Annotated in this window: 11 protein-coding genes and 1 pseudogene; 7 read left to right on the top strand and 5 right to left on the bottom strand. The window is 46.5% G+C overall.

The features are described from left to right. Positions 1–16 precede the first annotated feature (16 nt). The 4 genes from AABA75_RS13235 to hppD all read right to left on the bottom strand — a co-directional run bounded on the left by AABA75_RS13235 (position 17) and on the right by hppD (position 6,173). The gene (locus AABA75_RS13235) at positions 17–3,340 is read right to left on the bottom strand and encodes a DUF2126 domain-containing protein (RefSeq protein WP_338293083.1); all 3,324 of its coding nucleotides are present in this window, start codon (positions 3,338–3,340) and stop codon (positions 17–19) included. A 177-nt stretch (positions 3,341–3,517) separates the two neighbouring features. Further along, positions 3,518–4,525 carry a fumarylacetoacetate hydrolase family protein gene (locus AABA75_RS13240; RefSeq protein WP_338293084.1) on the bottom strand — a complete coding sequence of 336 codons (1,008 nt, stop codon included), beginning with the start codon at positions 4,523–4,525 and terminating at the stop codon, positions 3,518–3,520. Next, positions 4,525–5,079: a VOC family protein gene (locus tag AABA75_RS13245; protein ID WP_338293085.1), complete on the bottom strand. Its 555-nt coding sequence runs from the start codon at positions 5,077–5,079 to the stop codon at positions 4,525–4,527. The genes AABA75_RS13240 and AABA75_RS13245 overlap by 1 nt, the downstream gene beginning before the upstream one ends. Then, the gene (hppD, locus tag AABA75_RS13250; RefSeq protein WP_338293086.1) at positions 5,079–6,173 is read right to left on the bottom strand and encodes a 4-hydroxyphenylpyruvate dioxygenase; all 1,095 of its coding nucleotides are present in this window, start codon (positions 6,171–6,173) and stop codon (positions 5,079–5,081) included. The genes AABA75_RS13245 and hppD overlap by 1 nt, the downstream gene beginning before the upstream one ends. A gap of 153 nt (positions 6,174–6,326) precedes the next feature. Here hppD and AABA75_RS13255 point away from each other — a divergent pair, with 153 nt between their 5' ends. The 6 genes from AABA75_RS13255 to AABA75_RS13280 all read left to right on the top strand — a co-directional run bounded on the left by AABA75_RS13255 (position 6,327) and on the right by AABA75_RS13280 (position 11,902). Further along, entirely contained in the window at positions 6,327–6,782 is a 456-nt protein-coding gene (locus AABA75_RS13255) for a MarR family winged helix-turn-helix transcriptional regulator (RefSeq protein ID WP_338293087.1), read from the top strand. 212 nt (positions 6,783–6,994) lie between these two features. Further along, the gene (locus AABA75_RS13260) at positions 6,995–8,620 is read left to right on the top strand and encodes a response regulator (RefSeq protein ID WP_338293088.1); all 1,626 of its coding nucleotides are present in this window, start codon (positions 6,995–6,997) and stop codon (positions 8,618–8,620) included. 131 nt (positions 8,621–8,751) lie between these two features. Then, a complete protein-coding gene (locus AABA75_RS13265) occupies positions 8,752–10,554 on the top strand; it encodes an ABCB family ABC transporter ATP-binding protein/permease (protein ID WP_338293089.1) in 1,803 nt (600 codons plus the stop codon). 2 nt (positions 10,555–10,556) lie between these two features. Continuing rightward, positions 10,557–10,787: a DUF3820 family protein gene (locus AABA75_RS13270; RefSeq protein WP_338293090.1), complete on the top strand. Its 231-nt coding sequence runs from the start codon at positions 10,557–10,559 to the stop codon at positions 10,785–10,787. Between the two features lie 135 nt (positions 10,788–10,922). Continuing rightward, positions 10,923–11,417 carry a hypothetical protein gene (locus AABA75_RS13275; RefSeq protein ID WP_338293091.1) on the top strand — a complete coding sequence of 165 codons (495 nt, stop codon included), beginning with the start codon at positions 10,923–10,925 and terminating at the stop codon, positions 11,415–11,417. A gap of 131 nt (positions 11,418–11,548) precedes the next feature. Then, on the top strand, positions 11,549–11,902 hold the full coding sequence (locus AABA75_RS13280; RefSeq protein ID WP_338293092.1) for a hypothetical protein: 354 nt from the start codon (positions 11,549–11,551) through the stop codon (positions 11,900–11,902). On the opposite strand, the gene AABA75_RS13285 is transcribed toward AABA75_RS13280, so the two are convergent. Continuing rightward, on the bottom strand, positions 11,899–12,528 hold the full coding sequence (locus AABA75_RS13285) for a TetR/AcrR family transcriptional regulator (RefSeq protein ID WP_338293093.1): 630 nt from the start codon (positions 12,526–12,528) through the stop codon (positions 11,899–11,901). The genes AABA75_RS13280 and AABA75_RS13285 overlap by 4 nt on opposite strands. Before the next feature lie 140 nt (positions 12,529–12,668). Here AABA75_RS13285 and AABA75_RS13290 point away from each other — a divergent pair. After that, positions 12,669–14,701: pseudogene (locus AABA75_RS13290) on the top strand (FAD-dependent oxidoreductase). Positions 14,702–15,340 lie beyond the last annotated feature (639 nt).

Below are 15,340 nucleotides of genomic sequence, written 5' to 3' on the forward strand. Positions count from 1 at the left end.
TTCCTTATTTGTCCCGTTATTGCACCGGACGGCGCAAGTCCAGGGTATAGGGATACTCATCGTTGGGCGACTCTGCAACAGGCTTTTTACCCGGCTTGTTCTCATGTACCGGGGTAAACTGCCCTTTTGAGTGCAATGTACCACGCCAGTTTTGCGATACAGGCGCTTCGGTTTGCGTATGTCCTTCATCATCAAATCGGGCAATACGACGACCTTCAGCCTCAAAGCTATTCACCGGGAAGGCCTCAAAATTGCGACCGCCTGGGTGCACAACATGATAAGTACAACCACCCACAGAGCAATCATTCCAGGTATCGTAAATATCAAATACCAGTGGCGAGTGAACACCAATGGTGGGATGTAACGCTGAGGGTGGCTGCCATGCGCGGTAGCGTACCCCTGCCACGTATTCACCATGAGTAGGACAGCGATGCAGAGGTAAACGTCTGCCATTACAAGCAATGATGTAGCGATCAGAAATCATACCTTTAACATGTACTTGCAAACGTTCCAGCGAAGAATCCACATAACGAGACGTGCCGCCACTGCCCATCTCTTCGCCCAGTACATGCCAGGGTTCGATGGCCGTGCGCAACTCCAGGGAGATATCGTTAACCTGCACTGTGCCCAGCACCGGAAAGCGAAATTCGTGGAACGCTTTTAACCAATCCAGTTCAAAGCCATAACCGGATTTTTGCAGAGTCTCGCACACTTCCTGCATATCTCGCCAAACAAAATAAGGCAACAAAAAACGGTCGTGTAATTCCGTTCCCCAGCGCACCAGTTTGTGATGATAGGGATTTTGCCAAAAAGCCACCAATAAGGTACGCAATAAGAGATTCTGCACCAGGCTCATTTGATAATGGGGTGGCATTTCAAAGCCGCGAAACTCCAGAATCCCTAATCGCCCCGTAGACGAATCAGGAGAATACATTTTATCGATGCAGAACTCAGAGCGGTGGGTATTGCCGGAGATATCTACCAGTAAATGGCGTAACAGTCGATCCACCAACCAAGGCTGTTGCGTTTCCCCTTCTGGCAGTTGCGAGAAGGCAATCTCCAGTTCATATAAGTATTCATCCCGCCCTTCATCAACCCGTGGCGCCTGACTGGTGGGGCCGATAAACAAACCAGAAAACAAATAAGATAAACCCGGATGGTGCTGCCAAAAGGTCAACAAGCTGCGCAATACACCGGGTTTACGTAGGAACGGACTGTCCAACGGACTGCTGGCTCCCATGGTGACATGGTTACCCCCACCCGTGCCGGTATGGCGACCATCAATCAAGAACTTTTCGGTGCCCAGACGGGTTTCTCGCGCCAATTGATACAGAGCTTCGGTGTTCTCTACCAGCTCTGGCCAGGAGTTAGCCGGGTGAATATTCACTTCAATTACACCCGGATCCGGCGTCACAGCGAACTTTTTCAGACGCAAATCGGCAGGCGGTGAATAACCTTCGATAATCACCGGCACATCCATTTTACTGGCCACCTGTTCAAGCTGCTGTAACAACAACAAGTAGTGTTCCAGATACACCATTGGCGGCATAAACACATACAGGTTGCCATCTCTTACTTCGATACATAAGGCAGTTTTGGAAAACCGTTCACTGGCTGGTTTAGCGGACTGTTCAAAGTGCGCAATCAAATCGCCAGGTAAATCCTGATAGGGCTCAAAGTAGCTGTGCGGTTGATGCTGCTCCCCTTCGTCTACCGGCTGCCATGGAATGGAATTTAGCGGCAAACGCAAGCCCAATGGCGAATCGCCCGGCATCAGAGTTAGACGCTGGGTTCTGAAGGTCCACTGGCAACTGTGCCAGCAATCATTTGCAAAATCCCAGCCCAGCGGTAAGACATAACCTGTTGGCGCGTCCGGATCGCCGTTGAGCACATCCCGCAATTTGGCGCGTTCTGAATACTGCTTGAGCTTCATTTTATTCAGATCGATATTATCTGGCAGTTGGCCCTCTTGCCAGATGAGATAAAGGGCATCTTCATAAGCAGGCAACAGATTCTGCTGAGCGACTCCCAGCTCCTTTAATAACTTCTGCGCAAAGGTTTCTGCGACATCTTTCTCTAGTTCCAGGCTTTGAGTGGGATCTCCCGCTAAATCGGCATTTTTCCAAACCGGATGGCCATCATCACGCCAATAGCTGGCATATTGCCAGCGCGGCAAAGGCTCACCCGGATACCACTTACCTTGCCCAAAATGTCGCAATGCACCAGGGGAAAACTGTGCTTGCATCTTCTTAAACAGTTGGCAAGCTAGCTTGCGTTTCACCGGGCTGTCAGCAGTGGTATTCCATTCTGGTCCTTCCATATCATCAATGGATACAAAGGTGGGCTCGCCACCCATGGTAAGACGAATATCCAATTCGTTTAAATCATTGTCTACCTGGCTCCCCAAAGCCTGAATCGCCTGCCACTCCTTGTCGTTATAAGGCTTAGTGACTCGTGGCGCCTCGTGGATTCGGGTGACACTGTTACTAAATTCAAACTCCACTTCACACTTGTCAATAGCACCTGTAATTGGCGCTGCACTGGCGGGTTCAGGACTGGCGGATAAGGGAATATGCCCCTCACCGGCAAACAACCCGGATGTAGCATCCAGTCCAATCCACCCCGCACCGGGAACAAACACCTCTGCCCAGGCATGTAGATCAGTAAAATCTTGTTCAGGGCCGCTAGGGCCATCCAGGCTTTTCTGATCCGGTGCCAATTGCACCAGATAACCTGAAACAAATCTTGCCGCCAGGCCGATATGTCGCAACAGCTGTACCAGTAACCAAGCGAAATCCCGGCAGCTACCAGAGCCTTTTTCCAGGGTCTGTTCACAGGTTTGCACGCCGGGTTCCATGCGCACCAGATAATCCAGATGTTCATAAACAGACTGATTCAGCCCCACCAGAAAATCCACCGTGGTCTTTTCTGTCAAATCCAGGGTTTTTATCCACTTCTGAAAGCGCGGACCATTGTCGGTTACCTGAAGATACGGCGAAAGCTCCTGTTGCAACTCTTTCGAATAATCGAACGGCGCTTTTTCGGCGTACTCTTCAATGAAAAAGTCAAAGGGATTGATGACCGTCATTTTGGCGATAACTTCCACCGTGACATCCAAAAATTTACTGCGTTCAGGAAATACGACTCTGGCCTGGTAATTACCGAAGGGATCCTGTTGCCAGTTTATGAAATGCTCTTTGGGTTCTACCTTCAATGAATAAGCCTGTATAGGTGTGCGGCTGTGCGGCGCAGGTTTCAGGCGGAAAGTGTGAGGCGCGATATTCACCAGCCGGTCGAAGTTGTATCTGGTGTGATGACGAATGGCAACGGTAATAGTCATAGTATTGGCAAATTTTAGGTGCGATAGCAGTAGTGTATACGCTGACAGATTTACTACCAGTAAAGTCACACCAGAAAAGATGAAATTTCAATGAAGTTTTTTAGCAAGTACCTCTTTTGCCATAAAAAAAGCCATTGGGGTTGCCCACAATGGCTTTTTAATCAATAAACGGGTTAGTTAAATCTGCTCAACCTTTTGCTTGATTTGACCAAAGATTGATTGACCTGTTTTGTCGAACATTTCAATCTGAATGGTATCGCCAAACTGCATAAATGCGGTTGTTGGTTTACCATCCTGAATGGTTTCGATCATGCGAATTTCAGCGATACAGCTATAACCAACACCACCTTCACTCACTGGCTTGCCAGGGCCACCATCCAGCTTGTTGGATACTGTACCTGAACCGATAACGGTACCAGCGCATAGCGGACGGGTTTTTGCTGCGTGGGCAACCAGCTGACCAAAGTGGAAGGTCATATCGATACCGGCTTCCGGTTTTCCGAACATATCGCCGTTGTAGTGAGACACTAGTGGCAAGTGTACTTTACCGTCTTGCCAGGCGTCACCTAACTGATCAGGTGTAACACACACCGGCGCAAAGGCGCTGGAAGGTTTAGACTGGAAAAAACCAAAGCCTTTGGCTAGCTCACCCGGGATCAAACCGCGCAGTGAAACGTCGTTAACGATCATGATCAGTTTGATGTGTTTCAAGGCATCTTCAGCTGAAACGCCCATAGGCACATCATCAGTGATAACCGCAACTTCCGCCTCGAAGTCGATACCAAAGCCATCAGCTTGCGGCATGACAATATTGTCAGTTGGCGCAAGAAAAGAATCTGAGCCACCTTGGTACATCAAAGGATCGGTCCAGAAACTGTCAGGCATAACGGCATTACGCGCCTTGCGCACCAGTTCAACGTGGTTAACATAAGCACTGCCATCCGCCCACTGATAAGCGCGCGGTAAAGGCGAGTGGCATTTTGCCTGGTCGAAAGCTTCACCGGCAATCTCACCATTTTCTAGTTGTAAATACAGCGACTGTAATTGCGGCTCTACATTGGCCCAATCGTCCAACGCAGCCTGCATGGTGGGTGCGATTTCAGCAGCACTCGTCATTTTAGTTAAGGCTGAGTTTACCACCACCAATTGGCCATCGCGGCCATGCTTTAAACTTGCTAATTTCATCAGGCATTATCTCCCTGTTGTGCTTTAAAACCTTCCCCATTATGCAGCCATTCAGCATGCTTGGGGGCTTTTTTGGTTTTAGACCATTCGTCAATCATAGCTGGTGCAACGCGCTTGAGCTCTTCAAGCATACCTGGCTCTGTGGTATTACACGCCAGCTCAATGCGGTGACCATTTGGATCGAAGAAATAGATAGACTGGAACAACGTGTGATCGGTCGGTCCCAATACGTCGATGCCTGCAGCTTCAAGGCGAGCTTTCGCCGCCAACAAGGCATCCATATCTTCAACTTCAAAAGCAATATGCTGTACCCAAGCTGGTGTATTTTCGTCGCGCCCCATCTCAGGTGAATTAGGGATCTCGAAAAACGCCAGTACGTTGCCCATGCCCGCATCTAAAAATACGTGCATATATGGGTCTGGTGCACCGGTTGAAGGCACATTGTCTTCAGCAATTGCCAACTGAAAGTCCATATCCAGATGTTTTTGATAAAACTCTACTGTCTCTTTCGCATCTTTACAGCGATAAGCGACGTGATGGATACGTTTCAACATTATTCTGCTGCCTCAGTTTTTTTGTCGGTTTTAAGCACACCGCGGTTAACCTGGTCGCGCTCTATGGATTCGAACAGCGCTTTAAAGTTACCTTCACCAAAACCTTCGTCTTGTTTACGCTGAATAAATTCAAAGAATACCGGCCCTAACACGGTTTCGGAGAAAATCTGCAGCAACAAACGCGGCTGACCACCTTCTGTGGTACCGTCCAGCAAAATACCGCGAGATTGCAACTCAGGTACGTTCTCGCCATGACCAGGCAAACGCTCTTCCAGCATTTCGTAATAAGTCGCAGGAGGCGCAGTCATAAACTTGGTGCCTTGCTTTTTCAGGCGATCCCAACAAGCGTACAAGTCGTCACAGGCAAAAGCAATGTGTTGAATACCTTCGCCGTTGTACTTCATCAGATACTCTTCAATCTGACCGCCACCGCCAGCTTCTTCATTAAGTGGGATGCGGATCTTACCATCAGGCGCAGTCATAGCTTTTGACGTTAAGCCAGTGTATTCACCCTTGATATCAAAGTAGCGAATTTCGCGGAAGTTAAACAGATTTTCATAATACTCTGCCCAGTACTGCATACGGCCGCGATATACGTTGTGAGTTAGGTGATCCAGTGTATGGAAACCACAACCTTCTGGGTGACGGTCAACGCCTTCGAGCCACTCAAAATCGATGTCGTAAATGGTTGAACCTTCTTCATAGCGGTCGATAAGATATAAAGTTGCACCACCGATACCTTTAATCGCAGGTAAACGCAGCTCCATTGGACCTGTGTGCACTTCAACTGGCTGGGCACCTTTTTCTAGTGCTTGATTGTAGGCTTTTTGCGCATTCTTTACGCGGAACGCCATACCACAGGCAGAAGGACCATGCTCTTCAGCATAATAAAATGCGTGGCTCTTTGGCTCGTAGTTGGTGATAAAGTTGATGTCGCCCTGGCGCCACAGTTCTACTTGCTTAGACTTGTGAACAGCCACCTTGCTGAATCCCATTGATTCGAATACCGGCTCTAAAATGCCACGCTCTGGTGCAGTAAACTCAACAAATTCAAACCCGTCTAAACCCATTGGATTCTCAAATAAATCCGCCATTTCACTTCTCCACGTTGATTTCTGGAAGTTAAGTCATCTGTAGTGTAGACCAACAAACGCCAACTTAGTTGTAATTGCAACCAATTTAGTTGTAACTACAACTAATGTCAAGGTAGACTGAATTTATTCGGATATCACTGCGAGCACAACTGTATGGCAAAATTGCCAGAGTCATCCATTTTAAAACTGGAACGCTACCTGCCCTATCGACTGTCTATTCTGTCGAACAAGATAAGTAGTCTGGTGGCTCAAACCTACAAAGACAAGTTCGCGCTATCTATCACAGAATGGCGAATTATGGCGGTTTTGGGAGAATACCCGGGTATTTCTGCAGACGAAATATCAGCAAAAACGCAAATTGAAAAATCCATCTTAAGCCGCGCTATTGCAAAGTTATTAAAGCGCAACCTGATTGAGCGCAGTATTGCCGAAGATGATAAACGCCGCTCCGAAATCGTGTTATCAGAAACGGGCGCAGCCGTGTACGAAGAAATTGTGCCCTTGTCATATCAGCACGAAAAACAAATTCTGGCTTGTTTATCCGATACAGAGCGTCAGCAATTTAGTGACATCCTGGATCGGCTCTATCAGCACGCGGAAAAACTCTGATATATCAAAGTACATATAAGTCAGTTTTTACAGCTTGTTAATCTTGGGCTTTAATGGTCGTTCACTGACATTTTTCTAATATTTGTTTACTGGCCAATAAGTGTTGATAAACACGCATACTATGAACGTCCGTATTTGTATTTCTGTAAATTCATGATAAAAATCAAATGGTCGATAAAAAGTTGTACCTTTGTCCGGGAACTCTATAAAACATGGTAGATAAAGCCTTAGCTGCGAAATCAAAAGTTCTGGTCATAGACGATCAAGAACTGGCTATTGGCTACATTAAGTATCCACTGGAAAAACTGGGTTTTCACGACATCACCATTGCAGACCGGGTGCAAACTGCGATGGATTTGATTAATACCCGTATCTACGATCTGATTGTTTGTGCCTACGAGTTTCGCAAAGAAAAAGACGGCTATTTTCTGTATGACGACCTCAAACGCCGAAACATGTTGTCGCTGCTCACCACGTTTGTTTTTGTCAGCGCCGATACCAGCAAAGAGCTGATCCACAGCATCCTGGAACTGCAGCCCGATGATTTTATCGCTAAGCCTTTTACCATAAAGGATCTGGATAAAAGGCTGACTCGCGCCTTATCCCGCAAAAGAGCGCTACGTACGATTTATCGCTACATGCAAAATAAAAAATACAACAGCGCGCTGGAATCCGTGAATGAGTTTCTTGCCGATACCGCACATGCCGATTATTTCCCCACTGCCCTGAAGACCAAAGGAGAAATATTATTAGCGATGGATGATGCCCAAACTGCCATCGATTTTCATCAGGCGATTGTCGATGTGCAGCCCTATTCATGGGCGCAAATGGGATTGGTGAAAGCTTTACTCAAAGCCAATGACGTGGATGAAGCTGAAAAGCTCATCCTGCGTCTGGCGTTAAAGCCCGACAGTCAGTTGCTGGCTTACGATATGCTCACTGAATTACAAATCCATCAGCAAGACTTTGATATGGCGTTGGAAAGCTCAGTAGTGGCTTCAGAAGTTTCTCCCAGAAATTTACATCGGCATCAGCAAACAGCGGATCTTTCTCGTTTAACCAATGACCATAAAACCCTGTTTGAAACCAGCAAAAAAATTATCAAGTACGCTAAAAATTCAATGCATGATAAACCTGAGATTTATCTCAACGTGGCCAGAGCCGGTATCGACTATGCCATGACCACCGAAGAGGAGGAAACCATCAACCTCACTCAGGAAGCGAATGATTATCTCACTCACTTTGCTGAAATAGCCCAAGGCGGAGAGGTACAGACACAAATAGATGTGTGTAATGCCAGAATTTTGCAGTTACAAAATGATGAGAGTGGTGCAAAAGAGCTGTTGCAACAAATCCATGATGAAAACTGGCAATCTCATTCAGAGTACGACTTGTTAGACAGAGCCAAAGCTCTACACGCTGTCGGTATGCACAAAGAGAGCGCGGAAATCATTACCCATATTGCCAATAAGGCGGCACAACAAGACGGGGCTAAATCAGTACATGCCCAGTATTTGATGAAAGAAAAACAACAAAAAGAAGATATTCTGTTAACCCCCAAAGAACTCAATAACAAAGCGGTGGGATTTTATCAGCGCGGCGATACGGCGAATGCAATGGATGTGTTTGGTAAAGCCTTTAGTTTGATGCCCAAGAACACCTCTATTGCACTAAATCTGCTGCAAACTCTCAGCATGAAGGCTCAATCCAGTAATCTGGCAAAAAGCGACAAGGCCATGATGAAAAAGTGCATCTACACCATTGAAAACGGTGAACTATCTAATGAGCAAAAAGAGCGCTATCTCAAAGTTAAATCTTATCTTTCCGATATGTCGTAAAAGCGACTCACTATCCGACACATAATAAATCGTGCACAAAAAGAATCGCTTGTGACAAGTTTCTCTTGAACTGCCCTTCCTGCCCCACTTAAACTTAGTCGCTTGCAATTTACTTACCTACGGATCTCTGAATGCGTCGCAACCGCTTTCCTGTTGACGAAAATACTGAAATAAATTGGCGTGTGCTACTGCAACTCTGGCCTTATTTAACCGAGTTCAAAAGTCGGGTGTTTTTGGCTCTGCTGTGCCTGATTGCTGCAAAGCTGGCTAATATTGGCTTGCCGTTTGTACTCAAACACACAGTTGATGGCTTAAATACTGACGATACTACGACTCAGATTCTGGCGGCGACCATGGCACTGGTGGTGGCATACGGTGTTTTACGCCTTTCAACCGTGTTGTTTGGCGAAATCCGGGATACCCTGTTTGGTCGGGTTACAGAGCGCGCCATGCGCCGCGTTGGGTTAAAAGTATTTCAGCATCTGCATGCCCTTGATCTCGATTTTCACATCAATCGCCAAACCGGTGGCCTGTCCAGAGATATCGAGCGCGGCACTTCTGGCATCGGCTTTTTAATGCGCTTTATGGTGTTTAACATCATCCCCACCCTGTTTGAAATCTTAGCTGTGGTCGGTGTCTTATTTGTACAATATGGTTTTGAATTTGCCGCCATCATCTTGGGCTCGGTGATCACTTATGTGCTTTTTTCTATGAAGGCCACCGACTGGCGCACCCGCTTTGTGAAAGAGATGAATCAAGCTGATTCTTCCACCAACACCAGAGCCATAGATAGCCTGCTCAACTACGAAACCGTTAAATATTTTAATAACGAGACATACGAGGCCAATCGCTATGACAAAGACTTAGCTGAGTGGGAAAGTGCCAGACGCAAAAACCGGCTATCTCTGTTTGCCTTAAATGGTGGCCAGGCCTTGATCATTTCCAGCGCCATGACAGCAATGATGGCAATGGCGGCCTGGAACGTGGCTCAGGGCAATATGACCATCGGTGACTTTGTGCTTATCAACGCCATGACCATGCAAATATTTATGCCTCTCAACTTTTTAGGTTTTGTTTACCGGGAAATACGAGGCTCGCTGGCAAATATCGAAAACATGTTCGGATTACTCAAAAAGCAACCACAAGTGGAAGACCAAACAAACGCGACTTCACTCTCAGTATCATCGGGAAAAATCCTGTTTGACGCGGTGAATTTCCATTATCACAGCGACAGGCCGATTCTTAAAGATGTCAGCTTTACTATTCAACCCGGTGAAAAGGTCGCCATTGTTGGCCCAAGCGGCTCTGGTAAATCTACTCTTATCAAACTGCTGTTTAGATTTTACGATGTCACCTCTGGCACTATCAGCATTGACGGACAAAATATCGCAGCGGTAACTCAAGACTCCTTGCGTACACACATTGGTATTGTGCCGCAAGACACCGTATTGTTTAACGACAGTATTTTAGAAAACGTGCGCTACGGCCGCACGGATGCCACTGACGAAGAAGTACGAGAAGCGCTGGAAATGGCCCACCTTACCCAATTTATCGAAAATTTACCTGACGGTTGGGATACTAAAGTGGGTGAACGTGGCTTGAAATTATCCGGCGGTGAAAAACAACGCGTCGCTATCGCTCGCACCATTTTAAAACGTCCTCCCATATTACTTTTTGACGAAGCCACCTCATCGCTGGATAGCCAATCAGAACGGGCGATTTTGCAAGCGTTTAACGAAATTGCAGAGGGTCATACCAGCATTGTTATCGCTCATCGACTATCTACCATTATCGACGCCGATCAAATCCTGGTTATCGAAAGAGGTGAGTTAAAAGAAAGTGGCAATCATCAACAGTTACTAGCCGAAAAGGGGGTTTATTACGCTCTCTGGCAGGCTCAGCAAAAAGACCAAACGGCGGATAAAACGGAGTAACAATGCTTGAACAGCTAAATCAACAGGAATTACTGGAAACCATCAATACGAAAATGCCTTTTGGTAAATACGCAGGTTACCCGTTACTCAAATTACCGGAACCCTATCTTGTATGGTTCAATGACAAGGGATTGCCCGAGGGAAAGTTAGGAAAACAGCTCGCCTTAATGTACGAGATCAAACTCAATGGCCTTGAGAATATGCTGATGCCATTGCTTAAAGACAGTGAATAACGGGAAACTTCAGACAGATAAGCTGTGCCAGTTCACAAAGCTTCACTGTTTTTAACTAACATACCGTAAAAAACTATGCTTAACTTGAGATCATTACCATGACACCAGGTCATGCGCTCGATGATGAGGAAAAATATGTTCAAAAAAATGGTACTAGCGACACTACTCACGGTAACAAGTCTGGCTAGTCAGGCTGAATTCAACCTGCCAGGAAGTGGCGTAATTCGTTTTCCTACCGGCACCGAAACCCCGTTAAACTTTGGTTTTTCTTTTACACAATCTCAATTCGGATATGCTTTTACCGCGGGCAAGCAAGAAATGGACGTATCTCAGCTACCTGAAAAGTATTCTATCTGGCTAGGTCTGAACAAGGATAACCTGGTGTATGTTCAGGAGTTCGCCCCTGCCTACTTTACCGAGTTTGAATGGTTTTTGGATGAAAACTCCATTGTCCTGGAGAAAAAAGTACTGTCGCCAAAACGTTCAGTGGGTGACTATGTTCTGACTATTAATAACATCAGTTATTTTTTCAAAGGTAAACAAGGCTCAATTGATCTTTATTTCAATGACCAGGGAATAAAAGAAATTGAGACTACTGGCTTTGTAAAAGATATAGGCATGAGTGAGTAGCTCATACCGGTTGTTATATTACTGGACAAGCCCAGAAACAACTGTATATTTAAACAGTGTTATTTTATTTTGTTTTAATCATTGTGTTTGGCCATTTAAGAAAACCGCATAAAGCTAAAAAACCCTACGCCTTGAGAAAGTCAGGGCTGAAAGAAAAGTTCGTAGACCGGCAGATCCTGGCCATTCACAAAGCCATGGTAGAAAAGCTTATCGCCGTTCCTGAACTGCGCGGCCATGTCGTGGACACTATCGAAGACAGATACAAACAAGGCCGTCTTCGCCACGGTGCTTATCTCACCTGGATATGCTTGATGGACAACATTGACGACCATCAAACCTTTCGCGAAGGCGTACTTGCCGATACCCCCAGAATGAACAAATTGCGACGCCAAACCCCTTTTGTGGGTGTTCTTACCGAGGAAGAACGGCAACAAGCTATCGACGACGATGCCTGCGGTAAAACCAGTATTGAGACAGTTTTCTAAGAGTTTGATTTGATAAAACTATTGATTAAACAATCGCACATGTCATCCAGATGAGCCACATCGGCATAAACGCCATCAATGAGTAACCTTGCCAAACCATGCATAGTAGCCCAGCTGACTTGAGCAAGCCGCAGGCTATCCTCAGTGGCCGCTAAAACCCCCTCGGCCTGCCAACGACGTACCAACTCCACGTGATTCTGAAAACAGGGATACGCCACTGATTTAAGGTCCGGCGTAGCGCTTTCTGACTTCCAGATGGTGCGACCAAACATCAACTCATAGATTTCGGGACTTTCTGTAGCATACTGCAAATACGCTTTCACCATGGCTCGGTACTTTTCAGCTTCGCTTAGAACGGGCTTTTGCAAAATGCCCTCTAGTACAGATTGCCAGCGCAAAAATCCAGACTGCGCAATGGCACAAAGCAGCGCATTTTTATCCTTAAAATGATGATAAGGAGCAGTCCTGGATACCCCTACTCTGTCTGCCAATTTGCGTAAGCTCAATCCCTCGATGCCAGACTCCACCAGCATTTCAGTGGCAGCCTGAACCAACTTATTGCGCAAATCGCCATGGTGGTATTGCTTTTTAAGATCGGGACTGCGTTCAATCGTTTTTGTATTCATGGCTGGCATTAAACCACAGATAGCACAAAAAACAAATCTTGACACCGTCAACATCAAAGCTAAACTACACCCATCTTGACAGTGTCTAGTTAAAGCTAGCTCACCCGAAATTAGAGACCGATGAATAACCGGAGAGAATTATGCAAGCCTCACAGAACGCTCATTATCCACATTTGTTTCAACCGTTAGATTTGGGTTTCACCCAGCTTAAGAACCGCGTGCTTATGGGGTCAATGCACACCGGTTTGGAAGAGGTGCCGGGTGGTCATGTGCGCATGGCTCAATATTTTGCCGCTCGGGCCAAAGGTGGAGTTGGGTTGATTGTTACTGGTGGCATAGGTCCCAACGCTGAAGGTTCGACACACCCTATCTGCAAATTGTTAGATAACGATAAGGCCGTGGCACAACACAAGCACATTACCGATGCTGTGCACGCCGAGGGGGGAAAGATCTGCATGCAAATACTGCACACCGGTCGCTATGCCTTTAACGAGCATCTTGTGGCACCCTCGGCAATACGCGCTCCCATCAATAAATACACGCCGAGAGCACTGGACGAACAAGGCATAGAAAAACAAATCGATGATTTCATTTTTGCTGCGACACAGGCACAAAAAGCAGGTTATGACGGCGTAGAAATCATGGGTTCAGAAGGTTACTTTCTCAATCAGTTTATTGCTGCACGCACTAACCAGCGCGATGATCACTGGGGGGCGAATACCAAAACCGAATCAAGTTACCGCTAGAAGTGGTGCGCAAAGTCAGAGCCGCGGTGGGTGAACAATTCATTATAATCTATCGCCTGTCGATGCTGGATTTAGTGGAAGGAGGCTCCACCTTCGATGAAGTCGTTATGTTAGGTAAAGAGATCGAAAAAGCCGGTGCTACTATCATCAATACGGGTATCGGATGGCACGAAGCCCGTATTCCCACCATTGTCACTAAAGTACCTCGCGCAGCGTTTACCTGGGTCACGGCTAAATATCGAGAGCATTTAACTATTCCGGTGATCACCTCTAACCGAATCAATACCCCGGAAGTGGCGGAACAAGTACTGGCTCGTGGCGATGCTGATATGGTATCAATGGCCAGACCGTTTCTGGCAGACCCGGATTTTGTCATCAAAGCAGAACAAGGTAAGCCGGAAGAGATCAACACTTGTATTGGCTGTAACCAGGCTTGTCTTGATCACGTATTTGAAGGCAAAATCGCCAGTTGCCTGGTCAACCCCCTTGCTTGCCATGAAACCGAAATCGATCTCTCACCCACCGAAACACCGAAAAGAATCGCAGTGGTGGGTGCTGGTCCAGCGGGACTGGCCGCAGCCACAACTGCAGCCAAACGAGGCCACAAAGTAACCCTGTTTGATACTGCCAGCGAAATTGGTGGCCAGTTTAATTTGGCTAAGCAAATCCCGGGTAAAGAAGAGTTTTATGAAACCCTGCGCTACTTTTCCGTACAGCTGGAAAAAAACGGCGTTGAATTAAAGCTCAATACCTCCGTTGATGCCGATTTACTTAACAACAGTGATTTTGATGAAGTATTACTAGCCACAGGTATCAAACCTCGCACGCCGGATATCCCTGGAATTGAGCATGAAAAAGTATTGAGTTACATCGACGTGCTGAAAAACAAAAAACCAGTGGGACGTCGCGTGGCAGTCATTGGAGCCGGTGGTATAGGTTTTGATATCAGCGAATACCTGACCCATTCTGGGGAGCCCACCAGTCAGAATATCTCAGGCTTTATGCAGGAATGGGGAGTCGACATGACGATGCAGGCGCGAGGCGGCATCGAAGGTGTCAGACCACGACTTTCAGAATCGCCAAGAGAGGTATTTCTGCTACAGCGCAAAAGCAGCAAGGTAGGAGCAAACCTGGGTAAAACCAGTGGTTGGGTGCATAAAGCGGGATTGATGAAAAAAGGCGTTAACATGCTTGCCGATTGTCAGTACCACAAAATTGATGATGCTGGCTTGCATATTTCAATCGCCGGCGAGTCGCAAGTACTAGACGTGGAAAATATCATCATCTGCGCGGGTCAGGAGCCATTAAGAGCTTTGACTGAAGGACTCAATAAGCCCTGGCAATTGATCGGTGGTGCTGATGTGGCTTCAGAATTAGATGCCAAACGCGCTATTGACCAGGGTACACGCTGCGCAGCGATGTTGTAATAATCTTTAGTGGCTCGTATACGAACTGACTTAATTAGACAATTGAGTCCAACCTGAGCGGACATATGAGATTAAAAGCTCATTGTCGGCTCACATCGTATATCACATATTGAATGAATCCTATTTGTATAAAAGTGGGGTTATTACATAACTACACTCTAATCATTTTTCTTCGGCGAGGAGCTCCCCTTCAACACCCTGTGGCCCTACGCGAGACAACATAAGCCTTGTACGTCGTGCTTGAGCGCCATGGATGGCGTAAATGTCTATTTTGCAGGGAGCAAAAATAGACTAGCTCGACAACGCTTTGAGATTCAACCATCTGTGTCCGAGTAAACTCGAACCTACAAACATCCTTGTTGCCAATCTTCAGGTTCGATCTGCTCTTTCAGCTTATCTCGCGAAAGGGCCAGAAATACCCGAACTTCGAACTAACGACGGGATATGATCTAACTGAATACCCAAAGGGCATTAAAAAAATTCTTGCTCAACGGCAACTTGTACACCAAAGCGGCCATTGGTATATAGTAGTCAAATAGCTTGTTCGTATTGGTGACGGTCTCTTAACCATTTCGTTTTTAGTTGAGATAACCCTCGCAATATTGTTACTACAAAATTCGAAGAATAAATTTTTGCATT

Source organism: Planctobacterium marinum (assembly GCF_036322805.1).
Lineage (GTDB): Bacteria > Pseudomonadota > Gammaproteobacteria > Enterobacterales > Alteromonadaceae > Planctobacterium > Planctobacterium marinum_A.